Origin of the sequence: Kitasatospora sp. NPDC057738, assembly GCF_042798815.1 — a bacterium.
GTDB classification, from domain to species: domain Bacteria; phylum Actinomycetota; class Actinomycetes; order Streptomycetales; family Streptomycetaceae; genus Kitasatospora; species Kitasatospora lactacystinica.
On the sequence record NZ_JBHVJT010000015.1, the window covers coordinates 99669 to 119328 of the forward strand.

Consider the following 19660-nt stretch of genomic DNA (forward strand, 5'->3'; position numbering starts at 1 on the left):
GGTCTCCTCCCGCGCCCGGGCCGGCCCGGTCACCCGTCTGTGCGAGGTGATGTCACTTCTGCTCGCTGAGCGCCTTGTTGAGCAGCACGACGTTGACGCCCTCGTTGCCGAGGAAGCCGAGCGAGCGGCTCTCGGTGTACTTGTCGACCAGCTTGGTCACCGCCTCCACCGGCAGGCCGCGGTTCCCGGCCACCCGGTCGACCTGCTCCCTGGCGTACGCGACGGAGATGTGCGGGTCGAGGCCGGAGCCGGATGCGGTCAGCGCGTCGGCCGGGACGCTCGCCGGGTCGACGCCGTCGAACGCGGCGACGGCGGCGCGGCGGTCCTCGACGGCCTTCAGCAGGTCCTCGCTGTTCGGGCCGAGGTTGCTGGCGCTGGAGGAGGAGGCGTCGTAGCCGGTCCCGGCCGCGGAGGGGCGGGGCTGGAACCACTTCGGGTCCGGCCGGGCCTCCTCCTTCGGGTCGTCCGGGTTCTTCTTCGGGAGGTTGAAGTTCTGGCCGATCAGGCTGGAACCGGCCTCCTTGCCGTCGGACGTCACGGGCGAGCCGTTCGCCTTGTCGGTGAAGGCGGCCTGGGAGATGCCGGTGATCAGCAGGGGGTAGGCGATCCCGAGGATCACGGTGAGCACCAGGAGTGCCCGCAGGGCGGTGAAGTGGGTGCGGAGGGTGGTCGGCAGGGGCTTGGACATGGTTTTCTCTCCTTCCCTGCGTCAGCTGAGGCCGGGGATGAACTGGACGATCAGGTCGATCAGCTTGATGCCGACGAACGGCACCACCAGGCCGCCGAAGCCGTAGACCCCGATGTTGCGGCGCAGCAGCGAGCTGGCGTCGGACGGGCGGTAGCGCACGCCGCGCAGGGCGAGCGGGATCAGGCCGATGATGACCAGGGCGTTGAAGATGATCGCCGAGGTGATCGCGGACTGCGGGCTGTGCAGGCCCATGATGTTGAGGTGGCTCAGGCCCGGGTAGACCCCGGCGAACATCGCGGGGATGATCGCGAAGTACTTGGCCACGTCGTTGGCGATCGAGAAGGTGGTCAGCGCGCCGCGGGTGATCAGCAGCTGCTTGCCGATCTCCACGATCTCGATCAGCTTGGTCGGGTTGGAGTCCAGGTCGACCATGTTGCCGGCCTCCTTGGCCGCCATGGTCCCGGTGTTCATCGCGACGCCGACGTCGGCCTGGGCGAGCGCGGGGGCGTCGTTGGTGCCGTCGCCGGTCATCGCGACCAGCTTGCCGCCCTCCTGCTCCTTCTTGATCAGGGCCATCTTGTCCTCGGGCGTGGCCTCGGCGAGGAAGTCGTCCACGCCGGCCTCCTCCGCGATCGCCTTGGCGGTCAGCGGATTGTCGCCCGTGATCATGATGGTCTTGATGCCCATCCGGCGGAGCTCGTCGAAGCGCTCCCGCATGCCCTCCTTGACCACGTCCTTGAGGTGGATGACCCCGAGGACGCGGGCCGGCCCGCTGCCGACCTTGGTGGCCACGACCAGCGGGGTGCCACCGGCCGCGGAGATGCCGTCGACCAGGGCGGCGACCTCGTCGCCGACCGAACCGCCGTTCTCGGTCACCCAGTTGGAGACCGAGCCGGCCGCGCCCTTGCGGACCTGGTGGACGCCCCCGGCCTCGTCCAGGTCCACGCCCGACATCCGGGTCTGGGCGGTGAACGGCACCCAGGTGGCGTGGGTCAGCTCGCCCTGGGCGCGGGCCCGCAGACCGTACTCGGTCTTCGCGAGGACCACGATCGAGCGGCCCTCCGGGGTCTCGTCCGCGAGCGAGGAGAGCTGCGCGGCACTGGCCAGTTCGTCGGTGGAGACGCCCGGGGCGGCCAGGAACTCGGCGGCCTGGCGGTTGCCCAGGGTGATGGTGCCGGTCTTGTCGAGCAGCAGGGTGTTGACGTCGCCAGCGGCCTCGACGGCGCGGCCGGACATCGCCAGCACGTTGCGCTGCACCAGCCGGTCCATGCCGGCGATGCCGATCGCGGAGAGCAGCGCGCCGATGGTGGTCGGGATGAGCGCCACGATCAGGGCGACCAGGACGATCATCGACTGCGGGGCGCCCGCGTAGGTGGCCATCGGCTGGAGGGTCACGACCGCGACCAGGAAGACGATGGTCAGCGAGGCCAGCAGGATGTTGAGCGCGATCTCGTTCGGCGTCTTCTGCCGGGCGGCACCCTCGACCAGGGCGATCATCCGGTCGATGAACGACTTGCCGGGCTCCGAGGCGATCTTCACCACGATCCGGTCGGACAGCACCTTGGTGCCGCCGGTGACGGCACTGCGGTCGCCGCCGGACTCGCGGATGACGGGCGCGGACTCGCCGGTGATCGCCGACTCGTCGACGCTGGCGACGCCCTCGACCACGTCACCGTCGCCGGGGATGATCTGGCCGGCCTCGACCACCACGTGGTCGCCGAGCCTCAGCGCGGTGCCGGGCACCTCCTCCTCGGCCCGGGTGGCGGGCCAGTCGGTGAGCCGGCGGGCGACGCTCTCGGTCTTGGTCTTGCGCAGGGTGTCGGCCTGGGCCTTGCCGCGGCCCTCGGCCACGGCCTCGGCCAGGTTCGCGAACACCGTGGTGAGCCAGAGCCAGACGGTGATGGCCCAGGCGAACACGGACGGGTCGGCTATCGCGGAGACCGTGGTGACCACCGAGCCGACCTCGACGACGAACATCACCGGGTTCTTGATCATCACCCGGGGGTCGAGCTTCTTCACCGCGTCCGGCAGGGACGCGAGGATCAGCTTCGGGTCGAGCAGGCCGCTCGCCGCTCTGTGCGGCGCGGCGGGCTCCGACTTGTCGGCCGGTGCGGGGTTGAGCGTAGGGGTGGACATCAGGAGGACAGACCTTCCGCGATCGGCCCGAGAGCCAGGGCCGGGAAGTAGGTGAGGCCGACGACGATCAGGATCACGCCCGACAGCAGGCCCACGAACAGCGGCTTGTGGGTGGGCAGGGTGCCCGGGGTGGCCGGGACCGGCTGCTGCTGGGCGAGCGAGCCGGCCAGCGCCAGGACGAAGACGATCGGCAGCAGACGACCGAAGATCATCGCCAGACCGAGCGCGGTGTCGTACCAGTCGGTGTTGACGGTGATGCCGCCGAAGGCCGAACCGTTGTTGTTGGCGGCCGAGGTGAAGGCGTACAGCACCTCGGAGAAGCCGTGGGCGCCCGAGTTGAGCATCCCGGCGCGCTCGCCCGGCAGGGCCATCGCCACGCCCGTGCCGACCAGCACGATCGTCGGCGTGGTGAGGATGTACAGCGAGGCGAACTTCATCTCCCGGCCGCCGAGCTTCTTGCCCAGGTACTCGGGGGTGCGGCCGACCATCAGGCCGGCGACGAACACCGCGACGACCGCGAGCACCAGCATCCCGTACAGGCCGGAGCCCACACCGCCGGGCGCGATCTCGCCCAGCATCATGTTGAAGACCGTCAGCCCGCCGCCGAACGGCGTGTACGAGTCGTGGAAGGAGTTCACCGCACCGGTCGAGGTCAGCGTGGTCGAGGCGGCGAACAGCGAGCTGGCGGCGATGCCGAAGCGCTGCTCCTTGCCTTCCATCGCGGCGCCCGCGGCCTGCAGGGCGCTGCCCTGGTGCTGCGACTCGGCGAAGGTCAGCAGGGCCACCGAGGCGACCCAGAACAGGCCCATCACGGCGACGATCGCGTAGCCCTGGCGGTTGTCCCCCACCATCCGGCCGAAGGTCCGCGGCAGCGCGAACGGGATCAGCAGGATCAGGAAGATCTCGACCAGGTTGGTGAAGCCGGTCGGGTTCTCGAACGGGTGCGCCGAGTTGGCGTTGAAGAAGCCGCCGCCGTTGGTGCCGAGCAGCTTGATGACCTCCTGGGAGGCCACCGGGCCGCCCGGGATCTTCTGGACGTCACCCGCGAGGTTGGTGACCTCGTGGAAGCCGTGGAAGTTCTGGATCACGCCGTTGGCGGCCAGCACCAGGGCGAAGACGATCGAGATCGGCAGCAGCAGGCGCAGGCTGATCCGGGTGAGGTCCACCCAGAAGTTGCCGACCCGGTCCGTCCTGTTGCGGGTGAAGCCCCGGATCAGCGCGGCGACGACGGCGATGCCGACGGCCGCGGAGACGAAGTTCTGCACCGCCAGGCCCGCCATCTGCGCCAGGTGGCCCATCGCGGACTCGCCGCCGTAGGACTGCCAGTTGGTGTTGGCGACGAACGAGATCGCGGTGTTCCAGGCCTGGTGGCCCTCCATCTGCGGAACACCCAGGTTCAGCAGCAGGTAGCCCTGGAGGCGGATCAGGCCGTAGAGGAAGAGGACGGAGACGGCGGAGAAGGCCAGCACCGAGCGGAGGTAGGCCGGCCAGCGCTGATCGGCGTCGCCGTCGACGCCGATCACCTTGTAGATGCCGCGCTCGACTCCGAGGTGCTTGGCGGAGGTGAGGAGCTTGGCGATGTAGTCGCCGAGGGGGCGGTAGCACAGGGCCAGCGCGCCGACGAGGGCGATGACCTGGAGCCAGCCCGCGAGAGTGGAGCTCATGTCAGAACTTCTCCGGGTAGATCAGCGCGACGACGAGGTAGCCGACGAGGGCGACGGCCACGATCAGACCAGCGATGTTCTCGGCGCTCACAGCTTCTCCACCCCCCGCGCGATCAGGGCGATGACGGCGAACACGGCGACCGTGACACCGACGTAGATGAGATCGGACATGGGCTCCACCAGAGTGGTTCGGGAGATGCCGCGACCTGGGCCGGAAGGGCTCGCGCGGCGCCGGCGGACGACCGGCAGATGCAGCAAACCAGCCGTCAGGGGCGCGTTATGGGGCCCTGACGCCCTCCATACGGGTGACGGCGCGACGTTGACGCGGCCTTGACGGGCGCTTCACCGGACCGAGACCGTCGTGATCGGGCCGAGATCCGGCGGGGGCGGGCGGGGGTGCGGCGGCGGTGGGCGGCGGTGCTCGTCGGGCGTCGCCGTGCGGGGACCGTGCCGGGAACGGAACGGCCCCGGACGGCGGTCTGCCGTCCGGGGCCGTCCTCCCCCGCTCCTGGTCACATCCGCATGCGCAGCCGGCAGACCACCGCGTCGGTGTGCCGCCGCAGGGCACGGTCGATCACGGCGCCGCGCCGGTTCTGCAGCGCCCGCTGCCACCAGCGGGCCGGCTCCACCTCGGGGATCAGCACGGTCAGCCGGTCGTAGGCGTGCTCCGCCCCCAGCTCGTTGACGAAGTCGGCGATCGGCCGGCCCAGCCGGCGGTGGACGTCCGGGATCTCCACCAGCGGCACCCCCGGACGCCACAGCTCCCAGTCCCGGCGCAGCGCCTCCGCGGCGGCCGGCTCGTGCACCACCGTCACCGCCATCACCTCGTCGCCGAGCGAGAGCGCCGCCGACAGGCCGTCCCGGGTCAGCCGGGTGATCGCGGTCACCGGGACGACGACCAGGCTGCGCTGCCTGGTCACCGGGCCGGGCACCCGGCCCAGCTCCAGCCGCTCGCCGATCCGCTCGTAGCTGCGGTGGACCGCCTCGAACAGCACCACCAGCAGCGGCAGCGCCACCACGATGCCCCAGGCGCCCTCGGTGAACTTGGTACCGGTGACGACCAGCGCCGCGACGCCGGTGAGCAGCGCGCCGAACCCGTTCAGCGCGGCCTTCCACCGCCAGCCGGACGGCCGGTGCAGCAGCCAGTGCCGGACCATGCCGACCTGACAGACGGTGAAGCCGACGAACACGCCGATGGAGAACAGCGGCACCAGGCTGTTGACGTCCCCGCCGGAGCCGACCAGCAGCGCCGCCGACACCGCGGCCAGGAACAGCACGCCGTACCGGTACACCTGGCGGTCGGCACGCAGCGCGAACACGTGCGGGAGGTGGTTGTCCCGGGCGAGCAGGTCGAGCAGTACCGGCAGTCCGCCGAAGGAGGTGTTGGCGGCGAGCCCGAGCAGCACCACGGTGGCGAACTGGACGACGTAGAAGCCGAAACCGTGGCCGAGCGAGGCGTCGGCGAGCTGGGCGAGCACCGTGACGCCCTCGACCGGCTGGAGGTGGAAGCGGCCGATCAGCACGGCCAGCCCGATCAGCATCACGCCGAGCAGGGCGCCGAGCGCGACCTCGGTGTGCTGGGCGCGCCTGACCCGCGGGGTGCGGAAGGAGGGGACGGCGTTGGCCACCGCCTCCACGCCGGTCAGCGCGGAACAGCCGGCCGCGAAGGCCTTGAGCAGCAGCAGCGCGCCGACGGCGGTGGCGTTCTCGGCGAGCGCCGAGGCGTGGCCGGCGGCGGCCGCGGTGCTGGCCGGGCCGTCCCGGAACAGCCCGACCACGACGATCGCCAGGATGGAGAGCACGAAGACGGCGGTCGGCGCCATGAACCAGCGCGCCGACTCGGCGATCCCGCGCAGGTTCACCGCGGTGACCAGCGCGAGCACGCCCAGGCAGAGCCAGACCCGGTCGTCGTACAGGCCCGGGACGGCCGAGGTGAGCGCGGCGACGCCGGCGGTGACCGAGACCGCGACGTTCAGGACGTAGTCGACGACCAGCGAGGCGGCCGCGGTCAGCGCGGTCCGGCGGCCCAGGTGCGCCTTGGCCACCGCGTAGGAGCCGCCGCCGTCCGGGAAAGCCGCGATCACCTGCCGGTAGGAGGCGACCAGCACCGCCAGCAGCAGGGCGATCGCCGCGGTGACCGGCAGCGTGAAGCCCAGCCCGTACGCCCCGGCGGCGGCGAGCACCAGCACGACCGACTCCGGCCCGTACGCGACCGAGGCCATGGCGTCCAGCGAGAGCGCGGCCAGCCCGCCGAGCGCGCTGAGCCGGTGCCGCTCGTCGCCCGTACCGGTGTCCGGCGGCTCGGGTTCGGCCGTGACGGCCGGGGTGGTGGTGGCGCTGGACATCGGACGGACCTCCGCAGTCGGTAGTTGGTCCGATCCTGCGGTCCGCGCACCCGCCGCCCCGGCGGGCCCTACGCGTTCCTGACGCCGCCACGAGCGGCCTTGACGCGCCCTTGACGCGGCGGCCGCGCCGCGCCGGCCCCGTCCGGTGGCTGTTGGCGGGGGTGGGGCGAGCCGTTGTCCCGGCGGTCGCCGGCTGGGAAGACGATCAGCTCTGTCGAAGGACTCCCACCCCCGGCCCCCACTCTGCTGCCTGCCACCCGTAATTGCAAGCAATGTGCAATAAGTGGCCCGGCCGGCCCCGCCCCCCGCGGAACCGCCGGAACACAACGAAACAGCCCCCGATCCGCGTTTCCGCAGATCGGGGGCTGTTTCTCTATCCTGTGGCTGGTGCAGGGTTCGAACCTGCGTAGCTTGCGCGACAGATTTACAGTCTGCTCCCTTTGGCCGCTCGGGCAACCAGCCAGGATCTTCGTTTCCCGGGGTGTTCACCCCGTTCGACTTGGTAAACCATACCCGATGCCGGGGGGTGCTCCGCCACTCGATAGATCACGCAATGATCAAGGAACCGCGGGCGGGCGGTACGGGCGGGGCCGGTGTGGCGCTGGATAGGCTGGGACTCCGGACGCCCGTGAGGGCGGGCCGTGCCAGTGAAGCCAGAGCATCAAGGAGACCAACACCCATGGCCGACTCCAGTTTCGACATCGTCTCGAAGGTCGAGTGGCAGGAGGTCGACAACGCGATCAACCAGACCTCCCGTGAGATCGCGACGCGCTTCGACTTCAAGGGCGTCGGCGGCGAGATCAGCCGCACCGCCGAGAAGATCGAGATGAAGGCGAACGGCGAGGAGCGCGTGCGCGCCATCCTCGACGTCCTGCAGACCAAGTTCATCAAGCGCGGCCTGTCGCTGAAGGCTCTGGACGCCGGCGAGCCGCAGCTGTCCGGCAAGGAGTACAAGATCTTCGCCAACGTCAAGGAGGGCATCACCACGGAGGACGCGAAGAAGGTCGCGAAGATCATCCGTGACGAGGGCCCGAAGGGCGTCAAGGCGCAGGTCCAGGGCGACGAGCTGCGCGTCAGCTCGAAGAGCCGCGACGACCTCCAGGCCGTGCAGGCCCTGCTCAAGGGCAAGGACCTGGACTTCGCGCTCCAGTACGTGAACTACCGCTAGCACCGGCCCCGGCCTGCGGCGACGCAGGCCCCGAGCGGCTGCGGGACAGAACGGGGGCGCGGCACCGGACCTTCTTCGGTGCCGCGCCCCCGTTTCCGTGCGCCGCTTTCCCTGCCCGCTTTCCGCGTGCCCGGCCGGCCGGAGACAGGCTCTAGCGCAGGAGCCATTCGCGGGTCAGTTCCATCACCTCGGCGCGGCTGCGGCCCTCGTGGTCGACGGCGACGAGGTGGTGGCCGATCCGGAGCGAGAAGCTGATCAGGCTGCGGACCTCGACGTCGTCCGGGTCGGGGCAGAACGACGCGTAGAGCGAACGCAGGTAGGCCATCCGGCGGTTGTCCACGCGGCGCAGGCGTTCGGCGACCGCTTCGTCGCGCCGTGCCCAGTCGCGGATCGCCAGGTCGACGGTGGTGCCGGTCACGGGCCCGTCGCCGCTGGTGGCGGCGATCGCGAAGAGCCGCCCGAGCCGGGTCCGGGCGTCGCCGCCCTCGTCCTCGACCTGGGCGATCACACCCTCGGTGACCTCCCGCTCCCAGGTGTCGAGCATCTCGTCGAGCAGCGCGCCCCGGTTGCGGAAGTACCCGTAGAAACCGCCCTTGGTGACGCCGAGCGCCTGGGCGAGCGGTTCGACGCGCACCGCCTCCGGGCCGCCGGCCGCGAGCGCCCGCAGCCCCTCCTCGATCCACCGGGCGCGCGGCGTCCGCGTCACGCCCATGCCGGGCTCCTCGCCGCGTCTCGTTCCACTGTGTCGCTCCTCACGCTCACACCCTTGTGCATACGCCACCGTACACACGGGTCTAGCCTGGCTCTATACGGCACCGTACAGACAGGGGCACGCAGATGAGACTCCCCCGCACGGCACACACCTCCCGCCCGTGGCGGATCCACGAGATCGCCCCCGACTTCCGCCTGGAGGACGTGTGGGCCCTGCCGACCCCCGGCGGCCCCGACGACCTCGCCCGCCTGGTCGACCAGTTCGCCAACGGCACCGGCGCCCCGATGTCCGCCTCCCCCGTCGTCCGCCTCCTCTTCGCGGCCCGCTGGAAGCTCGGCGCCCTGCTCGGCTGGGACAAGCCCGACGCCGGCCTCGGCACTCGCGTCCCCACCCTCCGCGACCGCCTCCCCGCCGATCTCCGGGACGCCCCGCGCGGCCCCGACACCCGCTCCGCGCCGTTCCGCTCCGTCTACCTGCTCCACGACGAGTGGACCGCCGAGACGGCCAACCGCACCGTCCACGGCATCCTCCACCTCGGCTGGGTCGAGACCGCTCCCGGCAGCGGCGCGTACCGCGCCCAGATGGCCGTCCTGGTCAAGCCCAACGGGCTCCTCGGCCACCTCTACATGGCCGCCATCAAGCCCTTCCGGTACCTCGGCGTCTACCCGGCCCTCCTGCGCTCCATCGGCCGGCGCTGGCAGGCCGGCTCACCCGCCTCGCACTGACCGCACGGGGACGGGCACAGCCCCGGGCACGAGCGCGGGCGCAGGCACAAGCGCGGACACGGGCACGGGCACGAGCACGGACGGCGGCGGCGGGGTCAGTCGGCCGGCTCCACCCAGCCGCCGGTGCTGCGGTGCCGGCCCAGACCGACCGACTCGAACTCGTCCGCCCGGCCCTCCTCGGCGCGGGCGCCGATCCGCCGCAGGGCGCGGGAGATCGGGGTGCCCTCGGCCGGGGCTGGCTCGAACTCGCCGATGGTGAGCGGGCCGAGGGTGACCGCGCCGTCCACCCAGACGGCCGCGCGCTGGGTGCCGCCGCCACCGAAGTACCGCGCCTCGACGCGGGCGATCGGACCGGCCTTCGACCAGGCGGCGAGCCGGAGTTCGAAGCCGTCCGCGGGCCGGCCGGGCCCGGCCCCGCCGCCGGGCCTGCGCAGGACGCCGTCTCCCTGGAGCGCGGTGAGGACGGCGGAGGTGACCGGGATCAGGGCCAGCCCCTGCGCCAACGGCACCACCCGGGCCGCCGGAACCTCCGCCGCCGCCACCGTCAGCAGCTCCCGTGTTCCTATCAGCGCCTGGAGTTCGTAGGACATGCCGGACATGGTGTCCCACCGCACCGACAGACGACCCGGAATTTATGATTCCGTGCCCGGTCGGAGACCGTAGAGCAGGGTAAAGACGGTCACATCCAGCGCATCCTCGGCCGCACTCGGCCCTTCTTCGTTCAGTTCGTCGAAGATTTCGGCCAGTTGGGATCGCAGCCGGTCCAGCCGGTCCGGGCTGAGCCGCAGCGCGAAGTCCGCGAACAGTCCGGACGGCGGGCCCGAACCACCGGGCGGCCGGCCGAAGTCCAGCCGGCCCTCGGCGATCCTGGCGCGGAAGTCGGACCGCACCCGGTCCATCGCGGCCACGACGGCCTCGTACGCCTCGGAGCGGGCCGGGGAGTCGGCGGTGAACATCTCCGGGGCCAGCCGGATCGCCCCCTGGGCGACCCGGTAGCGGCTCTCCACGATGCCCGAGACCAGCCGGGTGCCGGCCACCAGGACCAGCCCGGCCTTCTCCAACTGCTTGATGTGCCGGTAGAGCTTGGTCTGCGGCTCGTCGAGCGTGGCGGCGAGCTCCTTGGCCGTCAGCGGACGGTCCTCGGAGGACTGCAGCGCGCCGAGGATGGCCAGGCGCAGCGGGTCGGCCAGGGCCTTGAGCACCGCGACGTCGGACACCTGGCGTTCCTTGACCCAGGTGACGGGCTGCTGCTCGCCGCTGTCGGCGGCCTCCGGTGTGTGCTCGACCACGGGGCCAGCCTTCCAGATCGGCCGCTCCGTTCGCAATCACGCCCCGGTGAGCGCTCACCACCGAGCCATCAATCACCCTTGCGAAACCAATGACGCCTACGACATCATTCATGCAGACGTGAATGGTTGCGGCGATCGCGAACGATGGGGGCGGGACATGACGGACCAACCGACGACGACAGCGGCGATGGAGCACCCCGGACCGGCCGACGCCCCGCCGTCCGCGCCCCCGCCGCCCGCGCCTTCCCCCTCCGCACCTTCGTCGCCCGCACCGCCGCCGCTCGTACCGCTGCGGCGCAACCTGCGGTTCCAGGCCCTCTGGGCCGGCCAGGCCTCCGCGACCCTCGGCATGGTGATCGGCGACACTGCCTTCCCCCTGCTGGTCCTCGCGCTCACCGGCTCCTCCACCTCCGCCGGAGCCTTCGGCGCCGTGCAGATGGCCGCCACCCTGCTGCTGGGCGTCCACGGCGGCGTGGTGGCCGACCGGGCGAACCGCCGGCGGGTGCTGATCGCCACCGACAGCGCCCGGCTGCTCGCCCTCGCCAGCGTCCCGGTGGCCCTGGCGTTCGGCCCGCCGAACCTGGTCCACCTGCTGCTGGTCGCCGCCGTGATCGGCGCGACGATCGCCTACAGCGGCCCGGTCCGGCTGCTCGCGCTGCGCTCGGTGGTCCCGCCGGAGCAGCTCTCCCAGGCCCTGGCCCAGGACGAGGCCCGGATGAGCGGCGCCTCGCTGGCGGGACCGCCACTGGCCGGGTTCCTGTTCGGGCTCGGCCACGCGGTCCCCTTCCTCGGCGCCGCGCTCGCCTCCCTGCTCGCGGTGACCGCCGCCGTCGCGGTGCGCTTCCCCAGCCCGCACGAGTCCGGGGACGCCGACCGGTCCACCGGGAACAGCGCCCTGGCGGGCTTCCGCGTCCTCGCCGCCTCCCCGCTGCTGCGGACCGCCCTGGCCGTCCTGCTGGTGATCAATCTCGCCGGGGCCTCCCTGCTGCTGCCCGTCATGGTGCTGCTGCGGGAGCACGGCACCAGTGGCACCGGGATCGGCCTGGCCCTGGCCGGCGAGGCGGTCGGGGCGCTGGCCGGCACCGCCCTGGTCGCCCGGCTGCACCGGCTGGCGGGCCCCGGCGTGCTGCTGCTGGCGGTGGCCTGGAGCGCCGTACCGGTCCCGCTGGCGCCGCTGCTGCCCGGCGGGGCGCCGACCGTCTTCGCCGCGCTGTTCGTGTTCGGCGCGGGCGTGCCGACCCTGCGGGTGATGCTCGACCTGCTGGTCTTCCGTCAGGTGCCGGACGCGCTGCGCGGCCGGGTGATCGCGGCGACCATGACGCTGCTCACCGCCGGCATGCCCGCCGGGAGCTTCGTCACCGGCCTGCTGCTGGACCGGTCCTCACCCGCCACCGCGCTGGTCGGGATCAGCGCCCTGCTCGCCGCCGCCCTGCTGGCCGCGACCGCGAGTCGCACGCTGCGGCGCGCCGTGTGGCCCGCTGCCGAGTCCGCCGCATCCGCTGAATCCAGCAAGTCCACCGATTCGGCCGAGTCGGCCGACCGGCAGGACTGACGCCCCGGGTCGGCCGCCGCTCACCCGCACGGCCGTCCGCCGCATGCGGCGGGCCCGGCAACCGGGTGAACTGGCCGGGTAACGCCCGCCCCCGAGGGCTTCCCGGGGCGGGCCGCGGACCCGCCGCGCCGGACCCCGCGCCGCCCGCGCGACCAGCGCGACCAGCGCGCGGCCCACGCGGCCCACGCGGCTCACGCGGCCCACGTCCTGAGTCGCTGCGGCGCCGTACCGGAGGAGGACCGGAGGAGGAGGACCGGATGCGTTCCACGGACACGCCCCCGCCGGGCCCGCGCCCACGCCCGCCTCGCCCGGTGCCGGAGCGCCCACCGCACCGCCGTCCGGATCGCGCCGGTTCCTCCCCGAGAGCTTCGCCAACTCGACGAGGAAGTGATGGAGTTGACGTGATGGAGTCCCAGCAGCGCCCGTCCGGCCCCCGAGGAGGAACCGCCGTGCCCCGCCCCTTCACCGTCGAGGACCACACCGCCCGGATGTCCCGCGCCACCGCCGAGGCGACCGCCGCCGGTCTGGCCGGCCTGGTCGTCGCGCCCGGTCCCGACCTGGCCTACCTGTGCGGCTACTCGCCCACCGCGATCACCGAGCGGCTGACCGCCCTCGTCCTCACCGCCGGAAGCGAACCCGCTCTGGTGGTGCCCAAGTTGGAGCGCCCGGATGCCGAGAAGGCGGTCGGTGCCCCGGCCGTCGGGCTGCTCGACTGGTCCGACGGCGAGGACCCGTTCGCCACCGTCGGCCCGCTGCTCGACCCGGCCGGACGGTACGGCGTCTCCGACAACACCTGGGCGCTGCACCTGCTCGGCTTCCAGGCCGCGCTGCCCGGCGTCTCCTTCGTCTCGCTCACCGACTGCCTGCCGATGCTGCGCGCCGTCAAGGACACCGAGGAGCTGGACCGCCTGGCCGCCGCGGGCGGCGCGGCGGACGCCGCCTACCGGGGCATCCTGGAGGTCGAGTTCGCCGGCCGCCGGGAGACCGACGTGGCCGCCGACCTCGGCGCGCTGCTCATCCAGTACGGGCACAGCCAGGTCGACTTCACCGTGGTCGGCTCGGGGCCGAACGGCGCCAACCCGCACCACGAGGCCGGTGACCGGGTCATCCGTACGGGTGACACCGTGGTGCTGGACTTCGGTGGCCTCAAGGACGGCTACGGTTCCGACACCACCCGGACGGTGCATGTCGGCGCGGACGTCCCGGACGAGGTGCGCAAGGTGCACGAGCTGGTCCGACTGGCCCAGCAGACCGCCTTCGAGGCGGTGCGCCCCGGGGTAGCCTGCCAGGAGATCGACCGGATCGCCCGTCGGGTGATCACCGAGGGCGGGTACGGCGAGTACTTCATCCACCGCACCGGCCACGGCATCGGCACCACCACGCACGAACCTCCGTACCTGGTCGAGGGCGAGGAACGGCCGCTGGTGCCGGGCATGTGCTTCTCGATCGAGCCGGGGATCTACCTGCCCGGCCGGTTCGGGGTGCGGATCGAGGACATCGTGACCGTCACCCCGGCCGGCGGCCGACGCTTCAACAACACCCCGCACGAGCTGGGCATCGTGTCCTGACCCGCGCCTGACCGTGCGTCGAACCACCTGTCGAACCACCAGTCGAATTCACCTGTCGAACCGGGTGTCGACCGGATCGGACGTTCTTACGATCCAGTCATATTTCACCCAGAGTCCTCCAAGTTTGGGTTGCTAGTTTCGGTGCGCATGACCAAGACCCTCCCCCCGGCCCCGCACGACGCGCGGGCCGGGCAGCCACGCCCGGTGCCTCCGCCCCGCCCACGCGTGACGGGCTGGTCGAGACTCCGGTGGCTGGCCTGGCCGCTCTACCTGACGTGCCTCCTCTGGTTCCTGCGCACCGAGGGCATCCCCGCGGCCAACGACGTGCTGTTCCTCTGGCTCATCGCCGCCCTGCTGACCGCCGCCGTGCACAGCGGGCACGGCCCCCGCGGCTTCCTCCTGGTCCTGCGCGACTGGGTCCCGGTGATGGCCGTGGTGTGGGCGTACTCACTGCTGCGCGGCTACGGCGCCCACACCCCGTGGGCCCCGCACTGGCTGCCGCAGCTGCGGTTCGACGAGGTGCTCGGCTTCGGCGAGACCTGGACCGTCCGGCTCCAGCACGCGCTCTACACCGCCGGCTCACCGCACTGGTACGACTACGCCGCGGTGACCGTCTACCTCTCGCACTTCTTCGTGGTCTTCCTGCTGCTCGCGGTGCTCTGGCGGCGCGCGCACCACCGCTTCCGGCAGCTGCTCGCCGCCTACCTGACGCTCACCTTCGCCGGCTTCGCCACCTACCTCCTCTACCCGGCCGACCCGCCGTGGCTGGTCTCCCAGGAGGGCAACCTGCCGCACCTGTCCCGGGTGGTCTGGGAAGTGATCTCGGTGAGCGGGCTGCCGCAGGCCGACTCCCTGCTGGAGAACGGAAGTCAGTTCGCCAACGACGTCGCCGCGATGCCCTCGCTGCACTCCGCCTACCCGGCGATGCTGCTGTTCTTCTTCTGGCCCACCGCCAAGCGCTGGCTGCGGGCCGTGCTGGTCGCCTATCCGCTCGCGATGACCTTCACCCTGGTCTACGGCGCGGAGCACTTCATCATCGACGTCTTCGTCGGCTGGGCCTACGCGGCCGTGGTGGTGTTCGGCCTGCGCCGGCTGCGCAACCGCCGGGCGGCCGCCGCGACTTCGGGGCCGGCCCCGGCCCCGGGCCCGGCGCAGGACACGGCCGAGCGCGCGGCCGGGCTCACCGCCGAGGACGCGGCCGAGGAGATCGCCAGGGACGCCGCCGAGCGCGCGGCGAAGGAGGCGAAGGACACGGCGAAGGACGCGGCCAAGGGCACGGCAGACTTGGCCGGGTGAATCCGAGCGCACCGATGAAGCCCACCGCCGAGCAGCTGCTGGCCGCCAAGGACACCACCATCCCGGACGTCTCCGGTCCCGGGCTGCGGGTGCTGTTCTGCGGCATCAACCCGGGCCTGTGGTCCGGCGCGACCGGCCACCACTTCGCCCGCCCGGGCAACCGCTTCTGGCCGGCCCTGCACCGCTCCGGGTTCACCGGGCGCCAGTACCGCCCGGACGAGCAGCGGGAGTTGCTCGCACTCGGCCTGGGCATCACCAACGTCGCCCCGCGCACCACCGCCAAGGCGGACGAGCTGACCGCCGAGGAGCTGCGCGAGGGCGGCGCCGCGCTGCGGGCACGGGTGCTGCGGCTGCGCCCGCGCGTCCTGGCCGTGCTCGGCATCGGCGCCTACCGGACGGCCTTCGGGCAGCGCCGGGCCGTGCCGGGGCGGCAACCGGAGGGCATCGGCGGCACCGAGGTGTGGGTGCTGCCGAACCCCAGCGGCCTCAACGCCCACTACACCCTGGACGGGCTGGCCGAGGAGTTCCGCAAGCTCCGGGAGGCCGTCGAGGACCGGTCCGTCGAGGCCTGAGCCCTTACGGGGCTTGGGTCTACGGGGCTTGGGTCTACGGGGCTTGGGCCGTCGCGGACCGGCCGGCCGGGGGCCGGGCCGCCGACAGCCCGGCCGGCAGCGGCAGTTCGCGCAGCTCGCGGATCAGTGCCCGGACGGCGGCCGTCCCGGCCAGCTCTGGCGTGGTGACGTACCCGACCGAGCGGCTGGGCGGCCGCGGCCCGAGGTCGGTGACGGCGAGGCCGGCCGGGGCGCCGAGCAGGGCGGTCCGGGGCATGATCGCCATGCCGAGGCCCTGGGCGACCAGCGAGAGGGCCACCGTGTCGTCCTCCACGTCCACGGTCGCGGGCGGGATCCAGTCCTGCCGCTGCCACCAGTCCCGGGTGTACGAGCCGCAGTTCTCGTCCCAGTCGACCAGCGGGAGTTCGCGCGGCGCCGGGTGGCCGTGCGGGTGCGCGAGCGCGTACGACTCCTCGTAGAGCCGCACCGCGACCAGGCCCGGGGCGGGTGGCGGGCCGCCCGCGTCGAGCGTCGCCAGCCCGAGGTCGGCGCGACCGTCGGCGACCTCCCCGGCGGTGCCGCGGCCGAGCTCCCGGACGATCCGGACGTGGGTGCCGAGCCCGGGGTGGCGCTCGGCCAGCCGGGCCAGGACGGGCGGCAGCAGGTGGGCGGCGGCACTGCGGAAGGCGGCGATCCGCAGGGTTCCGGTCAGCGGCCCGTCCGCTCCCGCGCCGCGCACCTCGGGGCCCATCGAGTCCAGCAGCCGCAGGATCCGGCGGGCGTACGCCACTGCTCGCGCGCCGCCCTCGGTGGGGCGCGCGCCGTGGCGCCCGCGGTCGAAGAGCACCGCGCCGAGCTTCCGCTCGCAGGCGCGGACGGCGTGCGAGACGGCGGACTGGGTACTGCCCAGGCGTGCGGCGGCGGCCGTGAAGCTCCGCTCCTCCTCGACGGCGACCAGGGTCCGCAGCTCGTGCGGGGCGAGATCGGTCATGCGGCCGAACCTATCCCGCGATCCATCGATCCTGCTCATGGATGCCGCCGTTCCATCGACCGGCGCCCCTGCCCGGCGGCTCCCGCGCTTCCTACGGTGATCACGTCCGCCCGTCCCCACCCGCCCGGAGCCCCGATGTCCCGCCCCACCACCCGCGCCGTCCACCTGGTCTCCCGCCCCGACGGGGCGCCGACCGCCGCGAACTTCGCCTTCGTCGAGGAGACCGTCCCGGCCCTCGCGGCGGGCGAGGCCCTGGTCGAGAACCTCTACCAGTCCGTCGACCCGTACATGCGCGAGGAAATGGAGGAGGGCGGCTGGGAGCTGCACGCCCCGCTGGAGGGCCGCGCCCTCGGCCGGGTGGTGGAGTCCCGGGCCGACGCCCTGCCGGTCGGGGCACTGGTCCAGCACCGCCAGGCCTGGCGCGCCCACGCGGTGGTCACCGCCGAGCGGGCGAGCCTGCTGCCCGATCTCGCCGGTGTCCCACTCAGCTCCCACCTGTCGGTGCTCGGCGGCACCGGCCTGTCCGCCTGGGTCGCGCTGACCAGGATCGCCCGGCTCCAGCCCGGCGAGACGCTCTTCGTCTCGGCGGCCGCCGGCGGCGTCGGCACCGCCGCCGGACAGCTCGCCCGGCTGCTCGGCGCCGGACGGATCGTCGGCAGCACCGGCTCCGCCGCCAAGGCCGCCCGCCTCACCGAGCGGCTCGGCTTCGACGCCGCCTTCGACTACCACGACGGCCCGATCGCGGACCGCCTGCGCGAGGCCGCCCCCGAGGGGCTGCACGCCTACCTGGACAACGTCGGCGGCGACCACCTGGAGGCCGCCATCGGCGCCCTGCGCGAGCGCGGCCGGATCGCCTGGTGCGGCGCGGTCGCCCAGTACAACCGGCTCGGGAACCCGCCGGCCGCCCCGCGCAACCTGTTCGACGTGGTCGGGAAGAGCCTGCGGCTGGAGGGCTTCCTGGTCCGCGACCACCTCGACGCCCGGCCGGAGCTGTACGACTTCCTGGTCCCGCACCTGCGCTCGGGCGCCGTCGTCCCGGACGAGACCGTCGTGGACGGCTTCGACCGGGTGGTGGACGCCTTCCTCGGCATGCTGCGCGGCGCCAACACCGGCAAGATGCTGGTCCGGATCGCCCACTGACCCGGCGCCGACCGGCCCGGCCCCCGACCGGCCCGCCACGCCCCGCCGGGCGGCCGTCGCCCGGGCGGGACACGGTCCGGCAGCCCCGCCCGGGAAGGAGTCACTCCGGCAGGACGGCCAGGTCGAGCGCGGCCAGCCGGGCCGGGTCGGCCACCACCTCGTAGCCGGCCACCCGGCCGTCCGCGACCGCCACCCGCAGCACCAGCCGCAGCCGCCCGTCCGGGGCGATCAGGATGCCGGGCGCCCCGTCCACCAGGGCCACCGCGCCGTAGCGGGCCCGGCGGCCGAAGACCGTGGTCTCCCGGGCGACGGCCCGCGCGCCCCGGGCCACCGGGTCGCGGCCGGGCCCCAGCGCCGCCGGATCGGCCCGGCGCACCACGTCGGGAGCCAGCACGGCCAGCAGGTCGGCCAGGTCCCCGCCCCGGGCGGCGGCCAGGAAGGCCTCCACCACCCGCCGGTGCCCGGCCAGCGGCTCCGGGGGCAGCGCGGCCGTCCCGCGGACCCGTTGCCGGGCCCGGCTGGCCAGCTTCTTGGCGGCCACCGGGGTCCGTCCGAGGATCGGCCCGATCCGGTCGAAGGGCACCGCGAAGCCGTCGTGCAGCACGAAGGCGACCCGCTCGGCCGGGCCCAGCCGGTCCAGCACCACGAGCAGCGCCCGGCCCACCGACTCGACCAGCAGCGCCTCCCGCTCCGGCTCCGGGCCGCCGCCCGAGCCCTCCGGCAGCGCCTCGTCGGTCGGCTCCTCGCGGCGCGCGGCACGGGCCCGCAGCAGGTCCAGGCAGATCCGGGAGACCACCGTGGTCAGCCAGCCGCGCAGGTTGCCGATCTCCGCCGGGTCGGTGCGGACCAGCCGCAGCCAGGCCTCCTGCACGGCGTCCTCGGCCTCGCCGGTCGAGCCGAGCATCCGCTGGGCGATCGCCCGCAGCCGGCCGCGCTCGGCCTCGAAGCGCTCGGCGTTGACGCGCTCGGAGTTCACGCGCTCGGCCTCCGGGCGTCCCGCCCCCGAGGCCGCTCCCCCGCTCCGCTCCCGCCCGTCCGCCGCCCCCGGCATCGCGTTCCGGTCCATCGGTCACCTTTCCTCGGCGCGGCTCGTCACCGCTATGACGATCCGTCCCCCTCCGAGGTGACCAGGAGACCGCCATGACCTCCACCACGCTGCTCCACCTGGATTCGAGCATCAGCCCGTCCGGTTCGGTGAGCCACGCCCTGACCGCCCGCTTCGCCGACGCCTGGCGCGCCCGCCACGGCGCCCGCGTCCAGCACCGGCACCGCGACCTCGCCGCCGACCCGGTGCCCCCGGTGCGCGCCGCCTACGACGCCCTCGGCCGCCGCACCGAGCGCAAGGGGGTGCTCCCGCTGGACGACATCGGCCGCCTCGCCGAGGGGCCGGACGAGGCGCGGGAGTGGGCGCTCAGCCGTCCGCTGATCGAGGAGCTGCGGGCCGCCGGCGTCCTGCTGGTCGGCAGCCCGATGTACAACTACACCGTCTCGGCCGGCCTCAAGTCGTGGATGGACCGGGTCGCCTTCCCCGGCGTCCACCACGATCCGGAGACCGGCGAGCCGCTGCTGCGCGACACCCGCGTGGTGGTCGTCGCGGTCCGCGGCGGCGGCTACGGGCCGGGCACGCCGCGTGCCCACTGCGACTTCCAGGTCCCGTACCTGCGGGCGTACTTCGACCGGATCGGGGTCGCGGCGGGGCACCTGCACGTGGTCACCGCCGAGCTCACCCGGGCCGCGGACATCCCGGCGCTGAACGCCTTCCAGCCGCTCGCCGCCGAATCCCTGGCGGCGGCCGAGGCCGCCGTCGACGAGCTGGCCGCGACGCTCTAGGGTCC

18 protein-coding genes and 1 tRNA gene are annotated in these 19660 nt (G+C 73.3%); 8 read left to right on the forward strand and 11 right to left on the reverse strand.

The window, feature by feature from the left end; genetic code table 11:
- Positions 1–52 precede the first annotated feature (52 nt).
- From kdpC to ACFVGO_RS11100, 6 genes are all read right to left on the reverse strand, one after another.
- Complete coding sequence (kdpC, locus tag ACFVGO_RS11075; RefSeq protein WP_380631397.1) at positions 53–688, reverse strand: potassium-transporting ATPase subunit KdpC; 636 nt, start codon at positions 686–688, stop codon at positions 53–55.
- Positions 689–709: 21 nt separating this feature from the next.
- Complete coding sequence (gene kdpB / locus ACFVGO_RS11080) at positions 710–2824, reverse strand: potassium-transporting ATPase subunit KdpB (RefSeq protein ID WP_359897558.1); 2115 nt, start codon at positions 2822–2824, stop codon at positions 710–712.
- Positions 2824–4488 (reverse strand): potassium-transporting ATPase subunit KdpA, encoded by a 1665-nt coding sequence (kdpA, locus tag ACFVGO_RS11085; protein ID WP_359897559.1) that lies wholly within the window; start codon positions 4486–4488, stop codon positions 2824–2826. The genes kdpB and kdpA overlap by 1 nt, the downstream gene beginning before the upstream one ends.
- 1 nt (position 4489) lies before the next feature.
- Positions 4490–4579: a K(+)-transporting ATPase subunit F gene (gene kdpF / locus ACFVGO_RS11090; RefSeq protein WP_097237446.1), complete on the reverse strand. Its 90-nt coding sequence runs from the start codon at positions 4577–4579 to the stop codon at positions 4490–4492.
- A gap of 421 nt (positions 4580–5000) precedes the next feature.
- The gene (locus tag ACFVGO_RS11095; RefSeq protein WP_380631398.1) at positions 5001–6833 is read right to left on the reverse strand and encodes an APC family permease; all 1833 of its coding nucleotides are present in this window, start codon (positions 6831–6833) and stop codon (positions 5001–5003) included.
- Between the two features lie 381 nt (positions 6834–7214).
- Positions 7215–7295, reverse strand: a tRNA-Tyr gene (locus ACFVGO_RS11100).
- A 217-nt stretch (positions 7296–7512) separates the two neighbouring features.
- Between ACFVGO_RS11100 and ACFVGO_RS11105 the strand changes: the two genes are divergently transcribed.
- Positions 7513–8001, forward strand: a complete 489-nt coding sequence (locus ACFVGO_RS11105) for a YajQ family cyclic di-GMP-binding protein (RefSeq protein WP_359897561.1) — start codon at positions 7513–7515, stop codon at positions 7999–8001.
- Between the two features lie 151 nt (positions 8002–8152).
- Here ACFVGO_RS11105 and ACFVGO_RS11110 read toward each other — a convergent pair whose 3' ends face one another.
- Complete coding sequence (locus ACFVGO_RS11110) at positions 8153–8713, reverse strand: TetR/AcrR family transcriptional regulator (RefSeq protein ID WP_359897562.1); 561 nt, start codon at positions 8711–8713, stop codon at positions 8153–8155.
- A 125-nt stretch (positions 8714–8838) separates the two neighbouring features.
- Between ACFVGO_RS11110 and ACFVGO_RS11115 the strand changes: the two genes are divergently transcribed.
- Positions 8839–9438 (forward strand): DUF2867 domain-containing protein, encoded by a 600-nt coding sequence (locus ACFVGO_RS11115; protein WP_380631399.1) that lies wholly within the window; start codon positions 8839–8841, stop codon positions 9436–9438.
- Between the two features lie 95 nt (positions 9439–9533).
- On the opposite strand, the gene ACFVGO_RS11120 is transcribed toward ACFVGO_RS11115, so the two are convergent.
- A complete protein-coding gene (locus ACFVGO_RS11120) occupies positions 9534–10028 on the reverse strand; it encodes a hypothetical protein (RefSeq protein ID WP_380631400.1) in 495 nt (164 codons plus the stop codon).
- A 42-nt stretch (positions 10029–10070) separates the two neighbouring features.
- The gene (locus ACFVGO_RS11125) at positions 10071–10727 is read right to left on the reverse strand and encodes a helix-turn-helix domain-containing protein (protein WP_359897566.1); all 657 of its coding nucleotides are present in this window, start codon (positions 10725–10727) and stop codon (positions 10071–10073) included.
- Positions 10728–10884: 157 nt separating this feature from the next.
- On the opposite strand from ACFVGO_RS11125, the gene ACFVGO_RS11130 reads away from it, so the two are divergent.
- The 4 genes from ACFVGO_RS11130 (at position 10885) to mug (ending at position 15715) form a co-directional block, all read left to right on the forward strand.
- The gene (locus ACFVGO_RS11130; RefSeq protein ID WP_380631401.1) at positions 10885–12279 is read left to right on the forward strand and encodes an MFS transporter; all 1395 of its coding nucleotides are present in this window, start codon (positions 10885–10887) and stop codon (positions 12277–12279) included.
- A 404-nt stretch (positions 12280–12683) separates the two neighbouring features.
- Positions 12684–13847: a Xaa-Pro peptidase family protein gene (locus ACFVGO_RS11135; protein WP_359897589.1), complete on the forward strand. Its 1164-nt coding sequence runs from the start codon at positions 12684–12686 to the stop codon at positions 13845–13847.
- Positions 13848–13994: 147 nt separating this feature from the next.
- Entirely contained in the window at positions 13995–15143 is a 1149-nt protein-coding gene (locus tag ACFVGO_RS11140) for a phosphatase PAP2 family protein (RefSeq protein ID WP_380356121.1), read from the forward strand.
- Between the two features lie 14 nt (positions 15144–15157).
- Entirely contained in the window at positions 15158–15715 is a 558-nt protein-coding gene (gene mug, locus ACFVGO_RS11145) for a G/U mismatch-specific DNA glycosylase (protein WP_380631407.1), read from the forward strand.
- A gap of 34 nt (positions 15716–15749) precedes the next feature.
- Here mug and ACFVGO_RS11150 read toward each other — a convergent pair whose 3' ends face one another.
- Complete coding sequence (locus ACFVGO_RS11150) at positions 15750–16685, reverse strand: LysR family transcriptional regulator (protein WP_380356118.1); 936 nt, start codon at positions 16683–16685, stop codon at positions 15750–15752.
- A 135-nt stretch (positions 16686–16820) separates the two neighbouring features.
- On the opposite strand from ACFVGO_RS11150, the gene ACFVGO_RS11155 reads away from it, so the two are divergent.
- On the forward strand, positions 16821–17825 hold the full coding sequence (locus ACFVGO_RS11155; RefSeq protein ID WP_380356116.1) for an NADP-dependent oxidoreductase: 1005 nt from the start codon (positions 16821–16823) through the stop codon (positions 17823–17825).
- Between the two features lie 100 nt (positions 17826–17925).
- Here ACFVGO_RS11155 and ACFVGO_RS11160 read toward each other — a convergent pair whose 3' ends face one another.
- Complete coding sequence (locus tag ACFVGO_RS11160) at positions 17926–18891, reverse strand: sigma-70 family RNA polymerase sigma factor (RefSeq protein ID WP_380631402.1); 966 nt, start codon at positions 18889–18891, stop codon at positions 17926–17928.
- 74 nt (positions 18892–18965) lie between these two features.
- On the opposite strand from ACFVGO_RS11160, the gene ACFVGO_RS11165 reads away from it, so the two are divergent.
- A complete protein-coding gene (locus tag ACFVGO_RS11165; RefSeq protein WP_359897572.1) occupies positions 18966–19655 on the forward strand; it encodes an NAD(P)H-dependent oxidoreductase in 690 nt (229 codons plus the stop codon).
- Positions 19656–19660: the final 5 nt, after the last annotated feature.

Coding starts and splice junctions, on each gene's coding strand:
- kdpC (WP_380631397.1), bottom strand. CDS start 688: ATGTCCAAGCCCCTGCCGACCACCCTCCGCACCCACTTCACCGCCCTG.
- kdpB (WP_359897558.1), bottom strand. CDS start 2,824: ATGTCCACCCCTACGCTCAACCCCGCACCGGCCGACAAGTCGGAGCCC.
- kdpA (WP_359897559.1), bottom strand. CDS start 4,488: ATGAGCTCCACTCTCGCGGGCTGGCTCCAGGTCATCGCCCTCGTCGGC.
- ACFVGO_RS11095 (WP_380631398.1), bottom strand. CDS start 6,833: ATGTCCAGCGCCACCACCACCCCGGCCGTCACGGCCGAACCCGAGCCG.
- ACFVGO_RS11105 (WP_359897561.1), top strand. CDS start 7,513: ATGGCCGACTCCAGTTTCGACATCGTCTCGAAGGTCGAGTGGCAGGAG.
- ACFVGO_RS11110 (WP_359897562.1), bottom strand. CDS start 8,713: ATGGGCGTGACGCGGACGCCGCGCGCCCGGTGGATCGAGGAGGGGCTG.
- ACFVGO_RS11115 (WP_380631399.1), top strand. CDS start 8,839: ATGAGACTCCCCCGCACGGCACACACCTCCCGCCCGTGGCGGATCCAC.
- ACFVGO_RS11120 (WP_380631400.1), bottom strand. CDS start 10,028: ATGTCCTACGAACTCCAGGCGCTGATAGGAACACGGGAGCTGCTGACG.
- ACFVGO_RS11130 (WP_380631401.1), top strand. CDS start 10,885: ATGACGGACCAACCGACGACGACAGCGGCGATGGAGCACCCCGGACCG.
- ACFVGO_RS11135 (WP_359897589.1), top strand. CDS start 12,684: ATGGAGTCCCAGCAGCGCCCGTCCGGCCCCCGAGGAGGAACCGCCGTG.
- ACFVGO_RS11140 (WP_380356121.1), top strand. CDS start 13,995: ATGACCAAGACCCTCCCCCCGGCCCCGCACGACGCGCGGGCCGGGCAG.
- mug (WP_380631407.1), top strand. CDS start 15,158: ATGAAGCCCACCGCCGAGCAGCTGCTGGCCGCCAAGGACACCACCATC.
- ACFVGO_RS11150 (WP_380356118.1), bottom strand. CDS start 16,685: ATGACCGATCTCGCCCCGCACGAGCTGCGGACCCTGGTCGCCGTCGAG.
- ACFVGO_RS11155 (WP_380356116.1), top strand. CDS start 16,821: ATGTCCCGCCCCACCACCCGCGCCGTCCACCTGGTCTCCCGCCCCGAC.
- ACFVGO_RS11160 (WP_380631402.1), bottom strand. CDS start 18,891: ATGGACCGGAACGCGATGCCGGGGGCGGCGGACGGGCGGGAGCGGAGC.
- ACFVGO_RS11165 (WP_359897572.1), top strand. CDS start 18,966: ATGACCTCCACCACGCTGCTCCACCTGGATTCGAGCATCAGCCCGTCC.